Raw genomic sequence first — 22,443 nt, 5'->3', positions numbered from 1 at the left:
GGCGCCCGGCCGCGCCGGGGGCGGGCGGGTCCGGTCGCGCCCCCTCGCCACCGGCCCCCCGGTCTCGGCGCGCCGCGGGCGGGACCGCGCAAGCGGCGGAACCGATGCGCGGCGCCTGCGCGCGACAGGGACGAAGGGGCGCCGCTGCGCGACCGGGGCCACAGGGCGCCCCATGGAGACCTGTCCCGTCGCGGCGGACGCGCCCCCGCCTCCCCCGATCCCTTCTCAGCGCTTCGCGCGGCGCCAACCGGCGGAGGTCGCCTCGTCCTCCGAGCAGAACCAGCGCTCGCCCTTGGCCGGGGTGATCCGGGTGCGGTCGTAATCCGCCTGCCCCGGCACGTGGAAGATCCGGCCCGAGCCGGAGATGTTGCCCTTGATCGGGCAGTTCCCGTCCTCGCCCCCCGCCCCGTCCTTGGCCCCCGCCCCGTCCTTGCCCGCCAGCACCTCCTCGGCCGAGCGCGGCTGGGAACGGGCCGCGGCCTCGGCGCGCAGACGGGCGCGGTAATCCCAGGGGGGCTCGAAGCGGCCGGACCACAGGCCCAGCCCGGCGGCGCGGGCGGCGGCCTGCTCGGCCTCGTAGCGGTCCGAGAATTTCGCGTAGACCACCGCCCAGCCCGCCGAGACCATGGCCCCGTTCAGGTCCCGTCCCCCGGCCTCGCACACCGCCAGAGCGCGGTCGTAGCGGTCGCGTTCCTCGGCGGCGCAACGCACCTCTCGCCCGCCGATCATCTCGACCAGGGCGCGGGTCGAGGCCTCGCCGCAGGCATAGGCGCGCCCGTCGGCGTCCTCGCAATCCTGTCGGGTCTCGGGCGCGTCGATATGCACGAGCCGCAACCGCGCCTCGCCGATGCGGATCGTGTCTCCGTCCACCACCCGCGCCCGGCCCGCGAAACGTTCGGGCTCGGTCGCGCCGGCCTCGGCGGCGGGCGGGGGAGAGGGCGCGTCGAGCAGCGCGGCCGCCCCCGCGACCGCCGCCATGCCGACGAGAAACAGCAGCCGCGCCAGCCGACGGTTCCCCGGCGAGAAGTCGGACCGGCGAAGACGCGCGAGCCGGGACAGGTCCCGGCGGGAAAGCGTGGGGCGTTTACGGATCATTAACCGAAGTTAACGCCTCCGCCGCCGCCGCGCCATCCCGCGCGCCCCGCGCCTCATCCCGTCGCGCCCCGCCAAGCCGCGGCTCGCCATGCTGCGGCGCCCCTTCCTGCCCGACCCGGCCATTCCCGAAACCGACCCCGAAGCGACTCCGCCGCCGCGAACGCGCCTTTCGGGCGCCTCCGGGCCGCCGAAACCCGCCCCGCGGCGCCAGGTCGCCCCGGTTTCGGCCCCATCGGCCCGTTGATTTCCTCGCAGGCGCGGCGCCGCGCCGCTGGCGCCCTTGCGCGCGTGCGCGCTATGTTCCAAGAACAAAGTCAGACTGACGAACATGCCCGGGACCGCCCGGCGGAAAGCGAGTTTCTCCTATGGCTGACGGTGCGATCCTGGACGCGATGGAACCGACCGTGGACCTCTCGGTCCGCGACGTCTTCGGCATCGACTCCGACATGACGGTGAAGGGCTTCCCCGAGCCCACCGATCGCGTGCCCACCCTCGACCCGACCTACCAGTTCGATCGCGACACCACGATGGCGATCCTGGCGGGCTTCGCGCATAATCGCCGCGTGATGATCCAGGGCTATCACGGCACCGGCAAGTCGACCCATATCGAGCAGGTCGCCGCCCGCCTGAACTGGCCCTGCGTGCGCGTGAACCTCGACAGCCACATCTCCCGCATCGACCTGATCGGCAAGGACGCCATCAAGATCCGGGACGGCAAGCAGGTCACCGAATTCCACGAAGGCATCCTGCCCTGGGCGCTGAAGAACCCCGTGGCCATCGTCTTCGACGAATACGACGCCGGCCGCCCGGACGTGATGTTCGTCATCCAGCGCGTGCTGGAGGTGGACGGCAAGCTGACCCTGCTCGACCAGAACGAGGTCATCCACCCGCACCGCTACTTCCGCCTGTTCGCCACCGCGAACACGGTCGGACTGGGCGACACGACCGGCCTCTATCACGGCACCCAGCAGATCAACCAGGGCCAGATGGACCGCTGGTCGATGGTGGTGACGCTCAACTATCTCAGCCATGACGACGAAGTCGCCATCGTGCTGGCCAAGAACCCCGACTACCAGACGCCCAAGGGCAAGACGACGATCTCGCGCATGGTGACCGTGGCGGACCTCAGCCGCTCGGCCTTCATGAACGGCGACATCTCCACCGTCATGTCCCCGCGCACCGTGCTCGCCTGGGCCGAAAACGCGCGGATCTTCGGCGGCGACATGGGCTTCGCCTTCCGGGTGACCTTCCTCAACAAGTGCGACGAGCTCGAGCGCCAGACGGTCGCCGAGATCTACCAGCGCTGCTTCGGCGAAGAGCTGCCCGAGAGCGCGGCCTCCATCGCCCTGGGCTGAGGCCGCCCCGGCCCGAGACCCCGCGCGCGCCCGGACCCCGACGGGGTTCGGGCGCGCCGCCCCCCGAATGACGCGGACGCAGGCCCCTGCCCGACCGCGCCGACGCCGCCGCCCCCCGGCCCGGATCCCGGCCCAGACCCCGACCCGGGCGGCCGGATCCCGGCCCCGGCGACGTCCAGCTGAACAAGGTGGCGCGCCCCGATGAACAACCGCTCCGACAACCCGGCCGATCCGTTCAAGAAGGCGCTGGCCGAGGCGACCCGCGCCATGGCCGACGACTCCGACCTGTCGGTGACCTATTCGGTCGACCCGCCGGGCATGGCCAACGATTCCGTCCGCCTGCCCCAGGTGACCCGCCGCATGAGCCGCGACGAGGTCGTCGCCGCCCGCGGGGCCGGCGACGCCTACGCCCTGCGCATGCGCTTCCATGACGACGCGGTGCACAACCGCTACCTGCCGCAGGGCGAGATGGCCCGCGCCCTGTTCGAGACGATGGAGACCGCGCGCTGCGAGTCCATCGGCGCCAAGCAGATGCCCGGCGTCGCCGCCAATCTCGACGCGCGGCTGGCCGAGAACGCCCGCCGGCTGGGCTATGGCGACATCAAGGACGCCGCCCAGGCCCCGCTCGCCGAGGCCGCCGGCTACCTCGTGCGCCAGATGGCCACCGGGCGCGAGCTGCCCAAGGGCGCCGACAACGTGCTCGGCCTGTGGCGCGGCTTCCTCGAACAGCAGTCCGGCGAGACCATCGCCAATGTCGGCGACAAGCTCGACGATCAGGCCGCCTTCGCCAAGCTGGCGCGCATGGTCATCGATCAGCTCGGCTATGGCGAGCAGCTGGGCGAGGACCCCGACGACGCCGAGGAAAGCGACGACGCCGAGGAGCAGGAGGGCGAAGAGCCCGAGCCCGATGGCGACGACCAGGGCGACGAGCAGGGCGACGAGAACCAGGACTACGCCCCCGACGACCAGGCCGCCGACGCGCCCGACGCCTCCTCCGCCCAGATGCAGATGGAGGAGTCCGACGACGCCGAGATGGCCGAGGAGTCCATGGAAGAGGAAGGCGAGGCCCCCGACGCCCCGCCGCGTCCGCCCTCGCCCTCCGACGCCGATCCGACCTACAAGGTCTTTTCCGACAAGTTCGACGAGGAGGTCGCGGCCACCGACCTCGCCGAACCGGAGGAGCTGGAGCGCCTGCGCGCCTATCTCGACCAGCAGCTGGAGCCGCTGAAGGGCGCGGTCTCGCGCCTCGCCAACAAGCTTCAGCGCCGTCTTCAGGCCCAGCAGAACCGCTCCTGGGACTTCGACAAGGAGGAGGGTGTGCTCGATGCCGCCCGCCTCGCCCGCGTGGTGGCCAACCCCACGACCCCGCTGTCCTTCAAGGTGGAGAAGGAGGCGAAGTTCCGCGACACCGTGGTGACGCTGCTGATCGACAATTCGGGCTCCATGCGCGGGCGCCCGATCTCCATCGCCGCGATCTGCGCCGACATCCTGGCCCGGACGCTGGAGCGCTGCGCGGTGAAGGTCGAGGTTCTGGGCTTCACCACCCGCGCCTGGAAGGGTGGGCAGAGCCGGGATTCCTGGCTGCAGGCCGGCCGTCCCGCCGCGCCGGGGCGCCTGAACGACCTGCGCCACATCGTCTACAAGCCCGCCGACGCGCCCATGCGCCGGACCCGCGACAACCTGGGCCTGATGATGAAAGAGGGCCTGCTGAAGGAGAACATCGACGGCGAGGCGCTGGAATGGGCGCATCGCCGGATCGAGAAGCGCCCCGAGCAGCGGCGCATTCTCATGGTGATCTCCGACGGCGCGCCGGTGGATGACTCCACCCTGTCGGTCAACGCCTCCAACTACCTGGAAAAGCACCTGCGCGACGTCATCGCGATGATCGAGCGCAAGCGGGCGGTGGAGCTGCTGGCCATCGGCATCGGCCATGACGTGACCCGCTACTACCAGCGCGCGGTGACCATCACCGACGTGGACCAGCTCGCCGGCGCGATGACCGAGCAGCTGGCCGCGCTGTTCGACACCGATCCGGGCGCGCTGGGGAAGGCCGCGCGCCGGTCCCGCGGGGGGCGCCGGGCCGCCTGAAGCGACGCCTGAAGCGACGAGACACGAGCCGGGCGGGCGGGCGATGAGTCCGCCCGTTTTCGTTTCGCCCGCCTCCCGCCCCCGCCCTTCCGGACCGCTGCTGAAATCGACGGCGGCGCGCCGGCGCGCGTTCATTTTCGCGTGACGCATTAACAGCCATGAATGATAGTGACCCCCGAGCGGCCGCGCAGGCCGTTCCGCCTGTTCATCGGCGCGCGTCGCTTTCCCTTCGACGGAAGCCCCGTCGCTCCCGCCGCGCGTCCGCTTTCCGGAGCCCGCGCTCGTATGTCGTTTCGCCTGCCCGCCCTCGGCCCGGTTCTCGGCGCCGCCATCGCCGCCAGCTGCCTGCTGCTCCCGGCCGGAGACGCCGCCGCCCTGCCGGCGATGACCACCTACACCACCACCCTGACCCCCTCCGATCCCGGCGCCTCCATCGGGCGGCTGGAGATCCGCTGGCGGACCGGGCTCGACAGCGGCGATGTCCTGCATACGGACCTGGACCTGCTGGAGCTCAAGCTCTTCGCCCCCGCCTCCGATTTCGTGATCGTGGAGGACCTCGCGATCGCGGGGGGCGTCGTGCAGCCGCTCGGGAACGTCGCGCGCGCGGGTGACGGCATCAGCTTCCGCTTCGATCTCGACGCCTTCGCGCTCGACGGCGCGGCGGGGCTCGAAGACATTCGCAACGACGTCCACAGCATCGCGCCGACCGCCACCGTCAACGCGGTTCTGGAAGCGGCCTCGGCCTTCGACCTGCTGACGGCGCGAGTGTATCAGGACGGCGCCCTGATCGGCGGGTGGGACGGGTCCGTGGGCGTGAGAACCGTCGTGCCCCTGCCCGCCGCCGGGGCGCTGATGGCGGGCGGGCTGGTCATGCTCGGCGCGGCCGGGCGGCGGCGTCGCGGGCGGTCGCGGACCGCGGCCTGAGGCCTCAGCCCCGGCGCCGCCGGGTCAGCGCCCAGAGCAGGGCGCAGACCAGCGACAGCCCGGCCGCCACGCCCGCCGCGGGGATCTCCAGCACCGGCAGGACATAGGTGAAGAACAGCTCGGGATCGACGCGGTTCTCCAGCCCCGATTGCAGGCCGATCAGGCTGGGCTGGTGAAGCTCCGCCCAACGCTGGCCGAGGCTGGCGAAGTCGATGGCCGCCCCGGAGCCCGCGTCCGAGATATCGGCCCAGAGCGCGAGCGCGGCGAGCGCCGCGAAGAAAAGGCCGAGGATGCGCAGCATGGGGGACTCCCGTTCCGAGACGACATGTCGGAACAGGTACGGCTCCCCGGCCTCCGCGGCGACCCCGATGACGCAGGCGTGACCGTTCCCCGCCTCAGCGCCCCCGGATCCGCGGGTCCAGCGCGTCGCGCAGCCCGTCGCCGATATAGTTCACCGAAAGCACGGTGAGCGAGATCGCCAGCCCCGGCCAGATCACCCGGTCCGGCGTCAGGGTCATGAAATTCGCCCCGTCATAGAGCAGCCGCCCCCAAGTCGGGAAATCCGACGGGAACCCGAGCCCGAGGAAGCTCAGCGCGCTTTCGGTGATGATGGCGTTGGCGACCCCCAGCGTGGCCGAGACCATGATCGGGCTCAGCACGTTGGGCAGGATGTGGCGGGTGATGATCCGACGCCCCGGCGCGCCCACGGAACGCGCGGCCAGCACGAATTCGCGTTCCTTCAGCGCCAGCACGTCGCCGCGCACGATGCGCGCGGTCTGCATCCAGGACGTGATGCCGATGACGAAGACGATCAGGATGAAGATGCCGGATTCCGGCCCGAACGCCTGCCGCAGCGTGTCGCGGAACAGCATGATGATGACCAGCAGCAGGGGCAGCAGCGGCAGCGCCAGGAACAGGTCGGTGAGCCGCATCATCGGCCCGTCGAGCCGCCTGGAGAACCCCGCCGTCACCCCGATCGCCGTGCCCAGCAGCACCGAAAGCAGCATCGCCGTGACCCCGACCGCAAGGCTCACCTGCCCGCCCGCCATCACCTGAGCCAGCATGTCCCGGCCGAGATTGTCGGTGCCCAGCGGATGCTCCCAGGACATGAACTGGTTCTTGGCGCGGATATCCAGCTTCTGCGGGTCGACGTCATGGATGAACGGCCCCACCAGCACCACCAGCAGCATGAAGGCGAACACCGCCGCCCCCGCCAGCGCGCCGCGATGGGAGGAGAACTGCGCCCACACGTCCCGCCAGGGCGAGGAGTGGCGGCGCTTGGCGGCGGCCGCGTCTGCGGCTGCGGCTGCGTCGGCGTCGGGCCGGACGGCGGCGGCGTCAGTCATAGCGGATCCTCGGGTCCAGGATGCCGTAGAGCACGTCGGCGATCAGGTTGAACACCACGATCAGCACGGCGAAGATGAAGGTCAGGGTCTGCACGGTGGGGATGTCGCCGCCCTCGATCGCGCCGATCAGCAGCTGCCCCAGCCCGTTCACCCGGAAGATCTGCTCGGTGATGATGGCCCCGCCGAACACCTGCGGCAGGTTCAGCGCGATCACCGTCACCACCGGGATCATGGAATTCCGCAGCACGTGGATCAGCAGCACCACCTTTTCGGTCATGCCCTTGGCGCGCGCCGTGCGCACATAGTCCTGGTTGAGATTGTCGAGCACCGAAGCCCGCATGAACCGGCTCAGCTGCGAGGCGTTGTAGAGCCCCAGCACCATGGTCGGCATGATCATCTGCTTCACCTGGGCGACGAAACTGTCCCAGTCCTCGACCACCAGCGTGGTGTCGTAGATCGACGGCAGCCAGCCCAGCGTGACCGAGAAGATCACGATGAACAGCAAGCCGGTGAAGAAGGTGGGGATCGAGAAGCCGACCATCGAGAACAGCGTGCCGAACTGGTCGAACCAGGAATACTGCCTGTAGGCCGAGATCACCCCGATGGGGATGGCGATGACGATGCCCACCACATAGGACATGCCCACCACCCACAGCGTCTGCGGCATGCGCTGCACGATCAGGTCGACGACCGGGGAGCGGGTCTGCCAGCTCAGCACCCGCAGCCGTTCGCCGTCGCCGATGGTCCAGCCGGTCCATTGTTCGAGAATGTTGAGCGGCTCGTTCACCATGAACTGCACGAGCCACTTGAAGTAGCGCACGATGAACGGATCGCCGAGCCCGAGGCTCAGGCGGATCTTCTCCCGCACTTCGGGGGGGATGGTCAGCGGCAGCTGCGCCGTGGGGTCGGAGGGCGCGAGGTCGAGGATGCCGAAGATCAGGAAGCTGATCACCAGCAGCGTCGGGACCGCGAAGGCCAGCCGTCGGATCGTGTAGGTGAGCATGTGGGCCTGCGGTCCCCGGGATCAGGTCTTGGGCTGCGGAAGGCGGCGCGGCGGCCAGGTCCGCGCGCCGGCCCCGGCCCGCGGCGCCCCCCCTTGCGCGAGGGTTGGCCGGGGCTCGGGGCCGGCGCGCGGGCGCAGGCGTCGCGACGCGGGCCGTGGTCAGGGTCGTGGTCAGTCAGGGTCGTGGTCAGGGGTCCGGGGGGGCGGGACGGCCGCCCCCCCGGGTCAGCTGTCGGCTCAGCCGATCACTTGGCGCGCGACCACGACGCGATGTCCCAGAGCTCGGAGTCCCAGGGGTTCATCGCATGGCCCTCGATCGTGTTCGCCATCGCCGCGACGCGGCCGCGGTGGATCAGCGGGATGATCGCCCCCGATTCCATCAGCATGTCGTTGAGCTGCTTGGCGATCTCCGCCCGCTCCTCGATCTTGGCGGTGCCGGCCAGCGTCTGGACCAGCGCGTCGTATTCCTCGGAGCAGAAGCGCGGGTTGTTGCCGCCCAGCCAGTTGTTCTTGGGGCTGGGGATCTCGGAGCAGCGCCAGTTGGCCATGTACTTCTCCGGATCGGTCCCGTCGAAGTTGTTGGTGAACATCTCCACGTCGGCATAGAGCTTCTGGAACGTGTCCGGGGAGGACGGATCGCCCCCGAAGAACACCGAGCCCGAGATGTTGCGCAGCTCGGTCTCCACCCCGATCTCCTGCCACATCTGCTTGATCAGCGCCTGGGTGCCCTGGCGGACCGAGTTGGTGGAGGTCTGGTAGAGCAGGCTCAGCTTCACGCCGTCCTTCTCGCGCACCCCGTCAGAGCCCACGACCCAGCCGGCCTCGTCCAGCAGGGCGTTGGCGCCGTCGACGTCCGGCGTCTTGCACCAGTCATTGGCGGTCGAGTTGAACAGGTCCGGCGCCGGCAGCACGTTGCAGGTCACCTGCCCCGCGGCGCCGTAGCCGGCCTCGACCAGGATCTCGCGGTCGATGGCCATGCTGAGGGCCCTGGTCACCTTGGGATCGGTTAGGAACGGGTGCGGCCCGCCCTCGACGGTCGAGCGCAGGTCGCCCAGGTCCGGGTCGGGGTTGGTCATGTTGACCTCGAACCGCTCCACCGAGGTGCCATAGGCCGAGATCACCTTGCCGATGCCCCTGGCCTCCATCTGGGCGAGGATCTCGGGCTCCACCTGCATGTTCCAGGCGTAGTCGAATTCGCCCGTCTCCATGACCGAGCGCGCCGCCGACACCGCGTCGCCGCCGCCCTTCAGCAGGACCGAGCCGAAGGCGGGCTTGTCGGCCTCGCGGTAATGGGGGTTGGCCTCGTAGACCACCACGTCGTTGGGCTTGAATTCGGCGACCACATAGGGGCCGGTGCCGATCGGGCCGAAATTGGCGTCGGTGCATTCGGGGGCCTTGGCGCCCTTGCAGTCGGCGAACTGGGCGGCCTGGAGGATCGGCGACTGGGCGCCGACAAAGGGCCCGTAGGGGACCGGCTTGGGGACCGTGAAGGTGATCTTGATGGTCAGGTCGTCCACCGCCTCGACCGAGGCGACGTCGGCGTAGTTCGCGACCTGCTGGCAGCCGCCGGTCTCATCCATGCAGTAATCGGCGGTGAACACCGCGTCGGCGGCGGTCACGTCGCTGCCGTCGGACCATTTCAGGCCCGGCTTCAGCTTCCAGGTGATCGACATCAGGTCTTCGGAGACGCCGCCGTTCTCGACGGTGGGGATCTCCTCGACCAGCCACGGGACCATGGTCCCGGTCTCGTCGTAGCGGGCCAGCGGCTCGAGCACGAGCGACGCGCCCTCGACGTCCTTGGTGCCGCCCGAAAGATACGGGTTCAGGATCGACACGGCCTGCCAGTAGATGATGTTGACCTGGCCGTCGGCGCCGCGCTCGGCCAGAGCCGGGCCGGCCAGCGCCCCGAGCGCCGCGGCGGCGGCGGTTGCGGAAAGCAGATTTCTAAGTCGCATCAGGTGTTCCGATCTTCCCTGTTGGGGGGGGGGCGAGACCCGGGATTTTTCCCGTGGCCATGGGTGAGGCGCGCCCCCGTTGGCGGGATGGCGCGCGCGGGGCTATTCCGCGAAGTGGCAGGCGACCTGCCGGCCATCCTCCAGCTTGCGGAATTCAGGAACCTCGGCCGCGCAGCGCGGCTGGGCGACGGGGCAGCGGGTGCGGAACCTGCAGCCCGACGGCGGGTTGGCGGGCGAGGGCACGTCGCCGGTCAGGATCACCCGTTCCCGCGACGCCTCGCGCGCGGGGTCGGGGCTGGGCACGGCCGACAGAAGCGCCTGGGTGTAGGGATGGCGGGGGCTCGCATAAAGCTGCTCGCGCGTCGCCAGCTCCACGATCTTGCCCAGATACATCACCGCCACCCGGCTCGCGAGATGGCGGACCATGCTCAGGTCATGGGAGATGAACAGATAGGTCAGCCCCAGCTTTTTCTGGAGATCCTCCAGCAGGTTGACCACCTGCGCCTGGATCGAGACGTCAAGCGCGGCGATGGGCTCGTCGCAGACGATGAAGTCGGGGTCGAGCGCCAGCGCCCGCGCGATGCCGATGCGCTGGCGCTGACCGCCGGAGAACTCGTGCGGATAGCGCGAGGCGAAATCCTCGCGCAGGCCCACCGCGTCCATCAGCTCGCCCACCCGGGCCTGCCGCGCCTTGCGGCCAAGCGCCATGTGCTCGTCCAGCGGCTCGGCGATGATCGAGGCGACCGTCATCCGCGGGTTCAGCGAGGCGTGGGGGTCCTGGAAGATCATCTGCATGCGCCGGCGCATCCGGCGCAGCTCCCCGCCCTCCAGCGCCGCCACGTCCACACCGTCAAGCTCCACCCGTCCGCCAGTGATGTCGGTCAGGCGCAGGATGGCGCGGCCGGTGGTGGACTTGCCGCAGCCGGATTCGCCCACAAGGCCGAGCGTCTCGCCCTTGCGCACCTCGAAACTCAGCCCGTCCACGGCGCGGACCGATCCGACCTGCCGGCGCAGCAGTCCCTTGTAGATCGGGAACAGGACCTGAAGGTCCTCGACCTTGAGCAGCGCGCGAGACCCGGAACCGGCGGGCGCGGGGGCCGCGCCGGCGGCGGGGGGCATGGCGTCGAGGCTCATCGCGCCCCCTCCCCGGCTTCGGCGGCGGCGACCGTCTCGGGGCGCAGCCAGCAGGCGGCCTTGTGGCCGGTCCCGTCATCGGCCAGCGGCGGGTTCTGGGCGTGGCAACGGTCGAACGCATGGGCGCAGCGGGGCGCGAAGGCGCAGGCCGCGGGGGGCGCGCGCAGGATCGGGGGCTGGCCGGGAATGGTGGTCAGACGTTCGGGGCGTTCGCCCTCCACATCGGGGATCGTCTCCAGCAGGGCCGCCGCGTAGGGGTGGCGGGGGCCGGCGAAGATCGCGGCCACGGGCGCCTCCTCGACGATCTGGCCGGCATACATCACCGCCACCCGGTCGGCGATACCGGCGATGACGCCCAGATCATGGGTCACCCAGACGATGGCCGCGCCGGTGCGATGGCGCAGGTCGCGCACCAGGTCGAGGATCTGGGCCTGGATGGTCACGTCGAGCGCGGTGGTCGGCTCATCGGCGATGATCACGCGGGGCTCGCATGACAGCGCGATGGCCACCATCACCCGCTGGCGCATCCCCCCCGAGAACTGGTGGGGATAGTCGTCGAGCCGCGCCTCCGGGCTGGGGATGCCGACCATCGCCAGCAGCTCGGCGGCGCGCTTGCGGGCCTGCTTGCGCGACAGGCCGAGATGGGCGCGCAGGGGCTCGCAGATCTGGTAGCCCACGGTGAAGACCGGGTTCAGCGAGGTCATCGGGTCCTGGAACACGAAGCCGATATCGCCGCCGCGCAGCTTTCGCAGCGCCTTCGGCCCCATCGAGGACACGTCCCGCCCCTGGTAGCGGATCGCGCCGCCGGTGCGCCGCGCGGGCGGGCTGGGCAGCAGGTCCAGCGCGCTCATCATGGTCACGGATTTGCCCGAGCCGCTCTCCCCCACCACCCCGAGCAGTTCGCCCGGGCGCACGGAGAAGGAGACGCCGTTGATCGCGTGCACCGCGCCGCCGCGGGTGTCGAACACGACCTCGAGGCGGTCGACCTCGAGCACGGGGGCTTCGCCGGCCGGATCGGCGGCGGGGGCCCTGGAAAGCGGGGCGCCGTCAGCCAACGGCATACCCCGCCCCGAGAAGGGCGCTGGATCTGTTCATCGGTTCATTTCCCTGTCGGACCGTTTTTTGTTGGTCTCGCAACAAGAGTGAACACGACTTGTTGCGGCGCCGCAATCACAAAACCATCTCGACCTGCCGCTCCCCGAAGGACGCCCGCGCCCCCCTCCCCGCCCCCCGTGGCCACGCGGTCCCGTCGCGACGTCGACGCCGCCTTGACCGCGGGCGCGCGGGCGCTCACGATTCCCGACAGTCCTGTGCAGGAGCCCCCATGCCGACCACCTACACGCCGCGCGAGATGCTCGCGAAGCTGGTGTCCTTCGACACCGTGTCCTCCAAGTCCAACCTCGCGCTGGTCGATTTCGTCCAGGATTACCTGGAGGGTCACGGCGCCGTCTGCCACAGGATCTACGACGAGACCGGCGAGAAGGCCGGGCTGATGGCCCATGTCGGCCCGATGGAGGCCGGCGGCGTGGTGCTGTCGGGGCATACCGACGTGGTGCCGGTGGAGGGGCAGGACTGGACCTCGGACCCGTTCGAAGTGGTGGAGAAGGACGGCCGGCTCTACGGCCGCGGGACCTGCGACATGAAGGGGTTCGACGCGCTGGCGCTCTGCGCCGTGCCGCTGGCGATCGCGCGCGGGATCAGGCGGCCGCTGCAGATCGCGCTGAGCTATGACGAGGAGCTGGGCCTCGCCGGCGCGCCGCCGCTGGTGCGCGCGATGCGGGACAGGCTGCCCCACGCGGAATCGGTGATCGTGGGGGAGCCGACGCGGATGGGCGTGGTCACCACCCACAAGGGCGGCACGGGTTTCCGCACCGAGATCCACGGCTACGAGGTGCATTCCTCCAAGTGCCACGAGGGCGTGTCGGCGGTGATGACCGCGGCGGAGCTGATCGTGTGGCTGAACGCGCGGATGCAGGAGAACCGCGCCCGCCACGAAGCCGCGCCGACGCCGCAGTCGGAGGGCTTCGACCCCGGCTGGACCACGCTGCATGTGGGCCGCATCCGGGGCGGGACCGCGAACAACATCACCGCGAAGGACTGCTGGTTCTCCACCGATATCCGGGTGATGCCGGGCGAGAGCCCGGATGCGTGGGCGGCGCGCTATCAGGCCGAATGCGCGCGGCTGGAGGCGGAGCTGAAGAAGATCCGCCCCGAGGCCCGCATCAACCCGATCCTGTTGACCAAGAACCCGCCCTTCGTGCGCGAGGAAGGCGGCGCGGCCGAGGCGCTGGCCCGCCGGCTGACCGGCGACAACGCCCTGCGCGCGGTGTCTTTCGGAACCGAGGCGGGGATTTTCCAGTCGGGCGGCTATTCCTCGGTGGTCTGCGGGCCGGGCGATATCGAGCAGGCCCACAAGCCCGACGAGTTCATCGAGATCAGCCAGTTCGAAGCCGGCTGGACCTTCATGGAGAAGCTGGTGGACGGGCTCTGCGAATAGGACCCGGGCGCCGGGGGCGAGGGCGGGAGCCGGCCCCCGACCGACGCGCCCGCCCCCGACCGGGCGCCGGGCCGGCATGGGGACGGGGGCGCCAGGCGTGACCGCGCCCTGCCCCGGCCGGCCCTGCGAAAATCTCAGGCGGCGGCGGTCTTGGCGGCGAGATCCGCAAGGTAAGCCCGCCAGCCGCCGAAGCGGGTGACGTCCTCGGCCCCCTCCAGGCCCGCATTCTCGCAGATGAAGCCCTTGGCGGTCGTCCCGTCCGCCAGCGTCACCGTGCCGATGCCCAGCGGCGCGGGCACGCCGCGGATGAAGGCGCCGAACTGCGCCTCGGGCACCGCCCAGACCTCCACCGCGATGGCGGCGCCGCCCTCGGCCCGCACCATGCCGGGGCGCTTGGGCGGGCCGCCGGGCAACGCGAACAGCTTGTAATCCGGCGCCGTGGCGGTGGCGCGGATGAAGCGCGCGCCGAGGCGGGTGAGCTCTCCGTTCAGGGGCAGGCCCGACATGTGGGCGCCCACGGCCACCAGCGCGATCTCGCCCGGCCCCGCGACCGTCGCGGCCTCCGGCGCCGCGGGCAAGGCCCAGCCGGTCGCGCCCAGCGTCGCCCCCGCCCGCCGGTGCAGGGCCGAGGCCAGGGCCGCGATCTGCGCGTCCTTCCCGGCCCGCGCCAGCAGGGTGATCGAGCCCGGCCGCCCGTCCGACCGCGCCGCCAGCGGCGAGGCGATGCCGCACATGTCCAGCAGGTTCACGAAATTGGTGTAGGTCCCGTTGTTGGAATTCGGCGTGACCGGGTCCGCCTCCAGATCCGCGACCGAGTAGAAGGTCGGCATGGTCGGCGTGGCGATCAGGTCCACCGAGTCGATCAGCGGATCGGTATGCCGCTTGAGCGCCTGCAGCCGGTAGAAGCCGCGGAAGGCGTCGGCGGCGCTCAGCCCCTCGGCCTTGCCGATGATGGCGCGGGTGACCGGGTGCACCTCCTCGGGACGCTCGCGCATCATCTGCTCGATGGCGGCGTAGCGCTCGGCCACCCAGGCGCCCTCGTAGAGCATTTCGGCCACGTCGTAGAAGGGGGTGAAGTCCAGTTCCACGACCTCTCCGCCCAGCGCCCGCAGCGCGTCGAGCGCGTCGGCGAAGGCGGCGGCCTGGATAGCGTCGCCGAAGAACTTCCGGGTGCCCGGCGTGGGCACGCCGACCCGGAAGGTCGGGGCGGGCGCGGCCAGCGGGGCGAGGTCGAAGGGGCGGGCGTAGGCGTCGGCCCTGTCGTAGACCGCCGCCGCGCGAAAGGCCGCCCAGGCGTCCTCCACCGTCAGCGCGAAGATGGAGATGGTGTCCAGCGTCCGGCAGGCCGGCACCAGGCCGGTGGCGGAGATCGCGCCCAGCGACGGCTTGATCCCCACGATGTTGTTCAGCGCCGCCGGCACCCGCCCCGATCCCGCCGTGTCGGTGCCGAGCGAGAAGCTCACCAGCCCCCGCGCCACCGACACCGCCGAGCCGGAGGACGAGCCCCCCGGCACGATCAGGGGGTCCACCGCGTTGCGCGGGAAGCCATAGGGCGAGCGCACGCCCACCAGCCCGGTGGCGAACTGGTCGAGATTGGTCTTGCCGATCAGGATCGCGCCGGCGGCCTTCAGCGCCGCGACGGCGGTGGCGTCGGCGGAAGGCTGGTAGGCGAAGGCGGGACAGGCGGCGGTGGTCGGGCAGCCCTCGGCGTCGATATTGTCCTTGGCGGCGAAGGGCACGCCCCATAGCGGATAGGCGACCGGATCGAAGGGCGGCAGGGCCGCGGCGGCGGCGGCGGCGGCGGCCGGATCGACCAGGTGCAGGAAGATCGCCGGATCGCCCGCGGCCTCGATGCGCCGGAAGCTCTCCGCCGCCACGTCGCGCGGATCGGTCCCGGAGGCGTAGGCCGCGTGCAGGCTGGCGATGTCGAAAGGCAGGTCCTGAAGCATGGCGGGCGCTTTCTTTTCTTGGAGATCATGTCCGGAGGGCGCGCCGGGCGGCGCCGCTCCGGGGCTCAGGGTCTTGGAGCGCTCAGGGCTCGAGGAACTCGACCGGGCGGGTCCAGTGGATCAGCACCACGCAGCCGGTTTCGGACCAGACGCTGTGCTCGGTGCCTTCGGGGTTGAAGATCAGCGACCCGGCGGCGGCGGTTCCGTTGTCGTCGGACTGGGTTCCCTCCAGCACCAGGATCGTCTCCAGCCCGGTATGCCGGTGGCGGGGCACCGAGGCGCCGGGCGCGTAGCGCAGCAGGGCCGCGGCGGCGGGGCCGTCGGCGAGCCGGTGGATCTCCACCCCCTCGCGGAACGGCTCGAAGGGCAGGTCCCGCCAGCCCCCGACAAGCGCGGCGGTGAGAAAGCCCGGCAGGACGCGCGGAGCCTCGGCGGTAGGGGCGTCAGACACCGATCGCCTCCCTGATCTGGTCGGTGGAGGCGGTCCAGCCGACGATGGCGCCCTGGGCGCGGATCATGTCGATGGCGGCCTGTTTGAAGGCGGGGAAATAGGACTCTGTGGCGTCGGTCGCGAGAATGCACTCGTAACCCCGGTCATTGGCCTCGCGCATGGTGGTCTGCACGCAGACTTCGGTGGTGACGCCGGCGAAGACCAGTTGCCGGAGGCCCTTTTCCTTGAGCACGTCCCCGAAATTCGTGGCGTGAAAGGCGCCCTTGCCGGGCTTGTCGATCACCACCTCCCCCGCCTTCGGGCAAAGCTCGGGGATGATGTCGGCCCCCGGCTCCCCCGCGATCAGCACGCGGCCCATGGGGCCGGGATCGCCGATGCGCAGGGTCGGCGCGCCGCGGTCGCGCTTGGCGGGGGGCAGGTCCGACAGGTCGGGCCGATGGCATTCGCGGGTGTGGATCACCGGCAGACCCGCGGCCCGGAAGCCCTCGATCAGGCGGGCGGCGGCGGGGATGATCGCGCGCAGCAGGCTCACGTCATTGCCGAGACTGGCGCCGAAGCCGCCCGGCTCCATGAAATCCCGCTGCATGTCGATGACCACGAGGCCCAGCGCCCCCGGATCGATCTCCAGCGCGAAGGGTTCGGCGTCCAGGCGGGCCATCAGTCGTGTCCCGCCATGTGTCGCCCGATCTCGGCCATGTCGGCGGAGGCGATGGGGGTCTCGTAGGCGATCCGGCCCTCGGACATCACCACCACGCGGTCGGAAAGCTCCAGGATCTCGTCCAGGTCCTCCGACATCAGCAACACCGCGGCGCCGGCGTTGCGGGCGGCCATGATGCGCTGCCGGATCTCGGCCACCGCGGTGAAGTCGAGCCCGAAGCAGGGGTTGGAGATGATCAGCAGATCGACCTCGCCCGACAATTCGCGCGACAGCACCGCGCGCTGGACGTTGCCGCCCGACAGGCTCTCGATCGGGCTTTCGAGGCTCGCGGTCTTGACCTTGAACGCCTTGACCATCTCGGCGCCCTGCCGGGTGATCGCGGCCTGATCCAGCCAGATGCGGACCGACCCGTCCTTCTTCAGGTCGAACTCCCGGAAGGCGATGTTCTCGGCCACCGACATCTTGGCGGCGCAGGCGTTCTTCAGCGGCTCCTCCGGCAGGTAGCGGACCTTCAGGGCGCGATGCTCGGCCCGCGTGGCGCCGTAGGGCTTGTCATGCACCTTGATCGTGCCGGCCGAGGTCGGGCGCTGCGCGGTCAGGATCTCCATGAATTCCGACTGCCCGTTGCCCGAGACGCCGGCGACGCCGACCACCTCTCCGGCGCGGACCTCGAAATCGTCGATCTCGATGGTCTTGAGGCCCGACGCGTCGCCGGCCCGCACCCCGTCGAGCCGCAGCACCGGCGCCCCCACCGCCCCGGCGCGGGCGGCGGGGCGGGCCAGCGTCTCCGCCCCCACCATCATCTCGGCCATGTCGGCATGGCTGAGGTCCGCGACCCGCCCGCCGCCGGCCTTGCGGCCCCGGCGCAGCACCGACACCTCATCGGCGAAGGCGGTCACTTCGCGGAACTTGTGGGAGATCATCAGGACCGAGATCTCGCCCTTCTCGGTCAGCCCGCGCACCAGTCCCAGCACCTCGTCGGCCTCGTCCGGCGTCAGCACCGAGGTCGGCTCGTCGAGGATCAGGAAGCGCCGGCCGAGATAAAGCTGTTTCAGGATTTCCAGCTTCTGCCGCTCGCCGGCCGCGAGCCGGGCGACGGGCGTGTTCAACGGCACCTTGAACGGCATGGTGTCCATGAACTGCGTCAGCTCGCGGCGCTCCCGCCGCCAGTCGATGATCTTGGGCGCGTCCTCCCGCGAGATCACCAGGTTCTCGGCGGCGGTCAACGAGGGGACGAGCGTGAAATGCTGGTAGACCATGCCCAGACCCATGGCATGCGCCGCCCTGGGGTCCGGAATGTCGGTCTCCCGCCCCGCGACGACCACCTGGCCCTCGGTCGGCGTGTAGAAGCCCATGATGCACTTCACCAGCGTCGACTTGCCGGCCCCGTTCTCCCCCAGCAGGGCGTGGAAGGAGCCGGGGCGCACTTCGATCGACACGTCGTCGAGCGCGGTGAAGCCGCCGAAGCGCTTGGTCATGCCGATGGTCTCGACCCCGAGCGCGCCCTGCTTCGACCTCGCCGGGACGTTCACGCCAGCACCTCGACGAAATCGGCGGCGTTGGAGACCGCGCCGAACACCCCGCCCTGCATCTTGATCATCTTGATGGCGGCGTGGTGGTTGCCCATGTCGGTGGCGCCGCAGCAGTCCTCCAGCAGCAGGCATTCGTAGCCGCGATCGTTGGCGTCGCGCATGGTGGTGTGCACGCAGACATCGGTGGTGATTCCGGTCAGGACCAGGTTGCGGATGCCGCGCGTGCGCAGGATCAGGTCCAGGTCGGTGGCGTAGAAGCTGCCCTTGCCGGGCTTGTCGATGATCGGCTCGCCCTCGGCCGGGGCCAGTTCGTCGATGATCTCCCAACCCGGCTCGCCGCGGGTGAGGATGCGTCCGCAGGGCCCCATGTCGCCGATGCCGGCGCCCATCTGGCGCGACCGCCAGCGCTTGTTGGCCGGCAGGTCCGACAGATCCGGGCGATGCCCCTCGCGGGTATGGATCACCAGCCCGCCCCAGCCGCGCATGGCGGCGAGCACGGTCCTGATCGGCGCGATCGGGGCGCGGGTGTTGGACAGGTCGTAGCCCATCTTGTCGACATAGCCGCCCGGCCCGCAGAAATCGATCTGCATGTCGATGATGATCAGCGCCGTGTTCTCCGGGCGCAGGTCGCCGTTCCAGGGCCAGGCGTAGGGATCGGCGGCGAGCGGGCCGGTCCGGATCTCGTCCATCGCGTTCATTCCGCAGCCTCCTGCTTGCGCTTTTCGCCGAAGCGGCGCGTGGGTGCGGGGAAGCCGCAGGAGGTCCCGTCGGTGACCTTCACCTGATCTTCCCAGGGCAGGCGCGCGGTCCCCGCGACCATGTCCTGCATGAAGGTGTAGGGGCAATCCTGCGCCCCGCCCTTCACCGCGGTGAAGCCGCGATGGAACAGCTGGTAGATGTTGTTTTCCACCCCCCAGCCGGCGCGGGCCTCGCGCACCAGGTCGGGGCGGACTTCGGCGGTGATGATCTCGTCGGGCCGGCCCGAGGTTCCGTGCGCCATCACGGTGCCGTCGAAATTGCAGATCATGCCCTCGCCCATCGAGTCGAACGTGCCGTCCGAGCCGGACATGCACACATTCGCCGTGACCATCAGGTTCTGGAAGGCGTTGGCCTGGTTGGTGAACCGCCAGGCGTCGCGGATCGGGGCGGTGTAGCCGGCGGTGCGGATCATGATCTCGGCGCCCTTGTAGGCGCATTCGCGCGCCATCTCGGGGAACATGCCGTCATGGCAGATGATCAGCGCCAGCTTGCAGCCCCTGGGGCCGTCGATGACGGGGATGCCGGTGTCGCCGGGCTCCCACGGCTCCACCGGCGTCCAGGGGTGCATCTTGCGGTAATAAAGCCGGATCTCGCCCTCGTCGTCGATGACCAGGCCGGAATTCCAGGGATAGCCGCCCGGGTTCCGCTCCATGATCGAGAAGCAGCCCCAGATGCGATGCTCCGCGCAGGCGGCCTTGAAGGCGGCGACCTCCGGCCCGTCGAGGTCGCACATGATCTCCGGGTTCACGTCCATGCTCAGACCGTGGAGCATGTATTCCGGGAACACCACGAGATCCATTTTCGCGTTGTTGCGCCGGGCCTTGCCGACCAGCTCCACCACCCGCGCGGTCTGCCGGGCGAGGTCGGCCGGCGTCTCGGTCACGGGAAGCTGCAACTGGACGAGGCCGATGACCACGCCATGTTCCGAAGGGTTGAGGCCGCCCAATCCGCTCACGATGTCTCTCCTGTCCGTTGATCGCGCGATCCGGGCCGCGAGGCCCCCGCGCGGCGCGGCATGGTCCCAGAAAGGAGCCGCACATGTTTCGCTTCAATCCGTCCTTCGCCGCCGCAGGTTTTCTGGCGGCGCTCGCCCTGCCCGCCCATGCCGAGGGTCCGGCGACGGCCGAGCTGCGCGCCCCCGACGGCGCCGGTTTCGGAACCGTGACGCTGACCGACACCCGGGCCGGCCTGCTGGTCGCCGCCGATCTGCACGGGGTGCCGGAAGGACCGCATGGGTTCCACATCCACGCCACCGGCGCCTGCGCCCCGGATTTCGGGGCCGCGGGCGGGCATTTCGTCGGGGCGGGCGACGCGCATGGCATGATGGCGACCGACGCGCCCCATGCGGGCGACCTGCCCAACATCCACGCGCCCGAGTCCGGCACGGTGATGATCGAGGCGCTGAAGCCCGGCCTGACGCTCGCCGATCTGTTCGACGAGGACGGCGCCGCGATCGTGATCCATGCGGGGGCGGACGACTACGCCTCCCAGCCCTCGGGCGACGCGGGCGCGCGCATCGCCTGCGGCGTGATCGAGCCCGCCGCCTGAGGCGGCATGACCAGACCCGCCGCCTGGGGCGGCATGACCAAAGCGCCCGCCTGAGGCGTGATGGGGGCGGGGATCGCGCATCTCCGCCCTCATTTGGTGATCGACAGCTCGCCGGGCGCGCCGGTCAGCGCCCGTGTGGTCGAGGAGGTGGCGATCAGCATGCCCAGCGTCAGCACATAGGGCGCCGCGTAGAACAGGTAATAGCCCGAGGTGACGCCGACCGATTGCAGCGCCGGGCCGAGCGCGCCCGCGCCGCCGAACAGCATCGCCGCGAGAAAGCAGTTGATCGGGTTCCAGCGCGCGAAGATCACCAGCGCCACGGCCATCAGGCCCTGGCCCGAGGAGATCCCCTCGTTCCACGAGCCGGGATAGTAGAGCGACAGGTAGGATCCCGCGACGCCCGCCAGCGCCCCGCCGACGGCGGTGGAGGCGATGCGCACCTGGTTGGGCCGCAGCCCCATGGCGCGGGCGGCGTCGGTGCTGTCGCCCACCACCCGCACGATCAGCCCCACCCGCGTGGCGCGGAACACCCACCACAGGAACACCGCCAGCGCGGCGCCGATCAGGAACAGCACGTTGACCCGAAGCGCCGCCTGCACCTGCGGCAGGTCGGACCACAGGCCGAACTCGATGGCCGGCAGGTCCGGGGCGACGGGCTGGATGTAGGGCTTGCCGAAGAAGAAGGCCAAGCCCATGCCCAGCAGCATCAGCGCGATGCCGATGGCGATGTCGTTAACCCGCGGCAGCGAGCACATGAAACCGTGCACCAGCCCGAAAACCGACCCCGCGATCGCCGCCGCCAGCACGCCGGCCCAGGCCGACCCGGTTTCATAGGCGATGGCGTAGCCGGCCATGGCGCCGAAGACCAAGGTGCCCTCCAGCCCCAGGTTGATGCGCCCGGAACGTTCCGTCAGGCACTCGCCCAGGGACACGAAGAGGAACGGGGTGGACACCCGGATGGCGCCGCCCAGGATCGCCAGCGGAACGCCCCAGAGGCCGATATCGGTGTCGGTCATGCGGTTCTCCAGCGTTCGGGAGAGAATGCCTTGAAGCGGCCGTAGAGGGTCTCGGACAGCAGGATGGCGACGAAGACGAAGCCCTCCAGCACCAGAACCGTGGCGTCGGGCAGGTCCATGCGGCGCTGGATCAGGCCCGACGACGCCTCCATGCCGCCGATCAGGATGGCGACCGGGATGATGGCGATGCCGTTATGGCGCGCGAGGAAGGCCACCAGGATGCCCGCATAGCCGTAGCCGGCGGCGAGGCTGCCGTTGGCCGAGCCCTGCACCGCCGAGACCTCGATCATCCCCGCGAGCCCGGCGAAAGCCCCGCCCAGCGCGGTGAAGCCGATCAGCAGCCAGCCCACCGGCAGGCCCTGGATCTGGGCGGCGCGCACATTGCCGCCGACCAGCCGGGCCGCGAAGCCCCAGGTGGTCTTTTCGATCAGCACCCAGGAGATGACGCAGCAGATCACCCCGATCAGGAAGCCGTAATGCACGTCCATGCCCGGCATCTCGCCGATGCGCAAAGCCTCGGGGAGCGGCGCGGTGGAGGGCTTGTTGAGGCTGGCGGGGTCGCGCAGCGGGCCCTCGACCAGGTGGTTCATGACGGCGATGGCGATATAGGCCATCAGCAGCGAGGAGATGGTCTCGTTCACCCCCCGCTTCTGGCGCAGCGCGCCGACGGCGCCGATCCAGGCCCCGCCCGCCAGCATGGCGAAGACGGCCATGACCGGCATGGCGATGGCGCCCGGCCAGCCGGCCACCGCCGCGCCGATCCCGCCGGCCGCGACGCCGCCGAGCACGATGGCGCCCTCGCCCCCGATGATCATCAGGCCGAGGCGGGCGGGCAGCGCCACGCAGAGCGCCGCGAAAAGCAGGGGAGCCGCCCGGCTCAGCGTGTTCTGCCAGCTGAACCAGGTGCCGAAGCCGGCCTTGTAGACCAGTTCGTAGAACTGCACGGGGGATTTCCCCAGCGCCAGCAGGAACAGGCCGAAGGCCAGAAGCCCCACGACCAGCGCCCCCAGCGGCAGGGCCAGCGCCTCGGCCCGCCGCGCCCAGCGCGCCGTCGCCCCCGAGGCGGCGGGGACCGAGACCAGCCCCGCCCCGCCGCCGCTCACCGTTTGATCGGCCATGTGCCGCGGCTCCCC

General features: G+C 70.6%; 20 protein-coding genes. 5 read left to right on the top strand and 15 right to left on the bottom strand.

Annotated features, from left to right (window positions below; all coding sequences use genetic code 11):
* Window positions 1-225: 225 nt before the first annotated feature.
* Window positions 226-1,095, bottom strand: coding sequence for a thermonuclease family protein (locus BLV24_RS02620; protein ID WP_245710341.1), 870 nt, complete (start codon window positions 1,093-1,095; stop codon window positions 226-228).
* 365 nt (window positions 1,096-1,460) lie between these two features.
* Here BLV24_RS02620 and cobS point away from each other — a divergent pair, with 365 nt between their 5' ends.
* From cobS to BLV24_RS02605, 3 genes are all read left to right on the top strand, one after another.
* Complete coding sequence (gene cobS / locus BLV24_RS02615; RefSeq protein WP_092679570.1) at window positions 1,461-2,450, top strand: cobaltochelatase subunit CobS; 990 nt, start codon at window positions 1,461-1,463, stop codon at window positions 2,448-2,450.
* A 201-nt stretch (window positions 2,451-2,651) separates the two neighbouring features.
* Complete coding sequence (gene cobT, locus BLV24_RS02610) at window positions 2,652-4,538, top strand: cobaltochelatase subunit CobT (RefSeq protein WP_092679569.1); 1,887 nt, start codon at window positions 2,652-2,654, stop codon at window positions 4,536-4,538.
* A 285-nt stretch (window positions 4,539-4,823) separates the two neighbouring features.
* Complete coding sequence (locus tag BLV24_RS02605) at window positions 4,824-5,462, top strand: hypothetical protein (protein ID WP_092679568.1); 639 nt, start codon at window positions 4,824-4,826, stop codon at window positions 5,460-5,462.
* A gap of 4 nt (window positions 5,463-5,466) precedes the next feature.
* Here the strand turns inward: BLV24_RS02605 and BLV24_RS02600 are convergent, their stop codons facing one another.
* The 6 genes from BLV24_RS02600 to BLV24_RS02575 form a co-directional block, all read right to left on the bottom strand.
* A complete protein-coding gene (locus tag BLV24_RS02600) occupies window positions 5,467-5,763 on the bottom strand; it encodes a hypothetical protein (protein WP_092679567.1) in 297 nt (98 codons plus the stop codon).
* 94 nt (window positions 5,764-5,857) lie between these two features.
* Complete coding sequence (locus tag BLV24_RS02595; RefSeq protein WP_092679566.1) at window positions 5,858-6,808, bottom strand: ABC transporter permease; 951 nt, start codon at window positions 6,806-6,808, stop codon at window positions 5,858-5,860.
* Complete coding sequence (locus BLV24_RS02590; protein ID WP_092679565.1) at window positions 6,801-7,811, bottom strand: ABC transporter permease; 1,011 nt, start codon at window positions 7,809-7,811, stop codon at window positions 6,801-6,803. Before BLV24_RS02590 ends, BLV24_RS02595 begins: the two co-directional genes overlap by 8 nt.
* Window positions 7,812-8,056: 245 nt before the next feature.
* A complete protein-coding gene (locus BLV24_RS02585; RefSeq protein ID WP_092679564.1) occupies window positions 8,057-9,766 on the bottom strand; it encodes a peptide ABC transporter substrate-binding protein in 1,710 nt (569 codons plus the stop codon).
* Window positions 9,767-9,868: 102 nt separating this feature from the next.
* The gene (locus tag BLV24_RS02580) at window positions 9,869-10,900 is read right to left on the bottom strand and encodes an ABC transporter ATP-binding protein (protein ID WP_425426066.1); all 1,032 of its coding nucleotides are present in this window, start codon (window positions 10,898-10,900) and stop codon (window positions 9,869-9,871) included.
* A complete protein-coding gene (locus BLV24_RS02575) occupies window positions 10,897-11,955 on the bottom strand; it encodes an ABC transporter ATP-binding protein (protein WP_245710340.1) in 1,059 nt (352 codons plus the stop codon). Before BLV24_RS02575 ends, BLV24_RS02580 begins: the two co-directional genes overlap by 4 nt.
* Window positions 11,956-12,224: 269 nt before the next feature.
* On the opposite strand from BLV24_RS02575, the gene argE reads away from it, so the two are divergent.
* Complete coding sequence (gene argE, locus BLV24_RS02570; RefSeq protein ID WP_092679562.1) at window positions 12,225-13,397, top strand: acetylornithine deacetylase; 1,173 nt, start codon at window positions 12,225-12,227, stop codon at window positions 13,395-13,397.
* 134 nt (window positions 13,398-13,531) lie between these two features.
* On the opposite strand, the gene atzF is transcribed toward argE, so the two are convergent.
* The 6 genes from atzF to BLV24_RS02540 all read right to left on the bottom strand — a co-directional run bounded on the left by atzF (window position 13,532) and on the right by BLV24_RS02540 (window position 19,701).
* The gene (atzF, locus tag BLV24_RS02565; protein WP_092679561.1) at window positions 13,532-15,346 is read right to left on the bottom strand and encodes an allophanate hydrolase; all 1,815 of its coding nucleotides are present in this window, start codon (window positions 15,344-15,346) and stop codon (window positions 13,532-13,534) included.
* A gap of 82 nt (window positions 15,347-15,428) precedes the next feature.
* Complete coding sequence (locus BLV24_RS02560; RefSeq protein WP_245710339.1) at window positions 15,429-15,797, bottom strand: cupin domain-containing protein; 369 nt, start codon at window positions 15,795-15,797, stop codon at window positions 15,429-15,431.
* A complete protein-coding gene (locus tag BLV24_RS02555) occupies window positions 15,790-16,455 on the bottom strand; it encodes a cysteine hydrolase family protein (RefSeq protein WP_092679560.1) in 666 nt (221 codons plus the stop codon). The genes BLV24_RS02560 and BLV24_RS02555 overlap by 8 nt, the downstream gene beginning before the upstream one ends.
* Window positions 16,455-17,987 (bottom strand): ABC transporter ATP-binding protein, encoded by a 1,533-nt coding sequence (locus BLV24_RS02550; RefSeq protein WP_245710338.1) that lies wholly within the window; start codon window positions 17,985-17,987, stop codon window positions 16,455-16,457. The genes BLV24_RS02555 and BLV24_RS02550 overlap by 1 nt, the downstream gene beginning before the upstream one ends.
* Window positions 17,984-18,685, bottom strand: a complete 702-nt coding sequence (gene biuH, locus BLV24_RS02545; RefSeq protein WP_092679559.1) for a biuret amidohydrolase — start codon at window positions 18,683-18,685, stop codon at window positions 17,984-17,986. Before biuH ends, BLV24_RS02550 begins: the two co-directional genes overlap by 4 nt.
* Entirely contained in the window at window positions 18,682-19,701 is a 1,020-nt protein-coding gene (locus BLV24_RS02540; protein WP_092679558.1) for a formamidase, read from the bottom strand. The genes biuH and BLV24_RS02540 overlap by 4 nt, the downstream gene beginning before the upstream one ends.
* A gap of 83 nt (window positions 19,702-19,784) precedes the next feature.
* Between BLV24_RS02540 and BLV24_RS02535 the strand changes: the two genes are divergently transcribed.
* Entirely contained in the window at window positions 19,785-20,294 is a 510-nt protein-coding gene (locus tag BLV24_RS02535) for a superoxide dismutase family protein (protein ID WP_092679557.1), read from the top strand.
* Window positions 20,295-20,383: 89 nt separating this feature from the next.
* Here BLV24_RS02535 and BLV24_RS02530 read toward each other — a convergent pair whose 3' ends face one another.
* Both BLV24_RS02530 and BLV24_RS02525 read right to left on the bottom strand, forming a co-directional pair.
* Window positions 20,384-21,310 carry an ABC transporter permease gene (locus BLV24_RS02530; RefSeq protein WP_092679556.1) on the bottom strand — a complete coding sequence of 309 codons (927 nt, stop codon included), beginning with the start codon at window positions 21,308-21,310 and terminating at the stop codon, window positions 20,384-20,386.
* Window positions 21,307-22,428: an ABC transporter permease gene (locus tag BLV24_RS02525; protein ID WP_092679555.1), complete on the bottom strand. Its 1,122-nt coding sequence runs from the start codon at window positions 22,426-22,428 to the stop codon at window positions 21,307-21,309. Before BLV24_RS02525 ends, BLV24_RS02530 begins: the two co-directional genes overlap by 4 nt.
* Window positions 22,429-22,443 lie beyond the last annotated feature (15 nt).

The organism is Albimonas donghaensis, assembly GCF_900106695.1.
Classification (GTDB): Bacteria; Pseudomonadota; Alphaproteobacteria; order Rhodobacterales; family Rhodobacteraceae; genus Albimonas; species Albimonas donghaensis.
This window is presented reverse-complemented; position numbering and strand designations above follow the sequence as displayed.

Excerpts from the sequence above, each read along its gene's own strand:
- cobS (WP_092679570.1), top strand. The coding sequence starts at position 1,461 with ATGGCTGACGGTGCGATCCTGGACGCGATGGAACCGACCGTGGACCTC.
- atzF (WP_092679561.1), bottom strand. The coding sequence starts at position 15,346 with ATGCTTCAGGACCTGCCTTTCGACATCGCCAGCCTGCACGCGGCCTAC.
- BLV24_RS02590 (WP_092679565.1), bottom strand. The coding sequence starts at position 7,811 with ATGCTCACCTACACGATCCGACGGCTGGCCTTCGCGGTCCCGACGCTG.
- cobT (WP_092679569.1), top strand. The coding sequence starts at position 2,652 with ATGAACAACCGCTCCGACAACCCGGCCGATCCGTTCAAGAAGGCGCTG.
- biuH (WP_092679559.1), bottom strand. The coding sequence starts at position 18,685 with ATGAACGCGATGGACGAGATCCGGACCGGCCCGCTCGCCGCCGATCCC.
- BLV24_RS02600 (WP_092679567.1), bottom strand. The coding sequence starts at position 5,763 with ATGCTGCGCATCCTCGGCCTTTTCTTCGCGGCGCTCGCCGCGCTCGCG.
- BLV24_RS02525 (WP_092679555.1), bottom strand. The coding sequence starts at position 22,428 with ATGGCCGATCAAACGGTGAGCGGCGGCGGGGCGGGGCTGGTCTCGGTC.
- BLV24_RS02555 (WP_092679560.1), bottom strand. The coding sequence starts at position 16,455 with ATGGCCCGCCTGGACGCCGAACCCTTCGCGCTGGAGATCGATCCGGGG.
- BLV24_RS02605 (WP_092679568.1), top strand. The coding sequence starts at position 4,824 with ATGTCGTTTCGCCTGCCCGCCCTCGGCCCGGTTCTCGGCGCCGCCATC.
- argE (WP_092679562.1), top strand. The coding sequence starts at position 12,225 with ATGCCGACCACCTACACGCCGCGCGAGATGCTCGCGAAGCTGGTGTCC.
- BLV24_RS02620 (WP_245710341.1), bottom strand. The coding sequence starts at position 1,095 with ATGATCCGTAAACGCCCCACGCTTTCCCGCCGGGACCTGTCCCGGCTC.
- BLV24_RS02530 (WP_092679556.1), bottom strand. The coding sequence starts at position 21,310 with ATGACCGACACCGATATCGGCCTCTGGGGCGTTCCGCTGGCGATCCTG.
- BLV24_RS02580 (WP_425426066.1), bottom strand. The coding sequence starts at position 10,900 with ATGAGCCTCGACGCCATGCCCCCCGCCGCCGGCGCGGCCCCCGCGCCC.
- BLV24_RS02535 (WP_092679557.1), top strand. The coding sequence starts at position 19,785 with ATGTTTCGCTTCAATCCGTCCTTCGCCGCCGCAGGTTTTCTGGCGGCG.
- BLV24_RS02585 (WP_092679564.1), bottom strand. The coding sequence starts at position 9,766 with ATGCGACTTAGAAATCTGCTTTCCGCAACCGCCGCCGCCGCGGCGCTC.
- BLV24_RS02595 (WP_092679566.1), bottom strand. The coding sequence starts at position 6,808 with ATGACTGACGCCGCCGCCGTCCGGCCCGACGCCGACGCAGCCGCAGCC.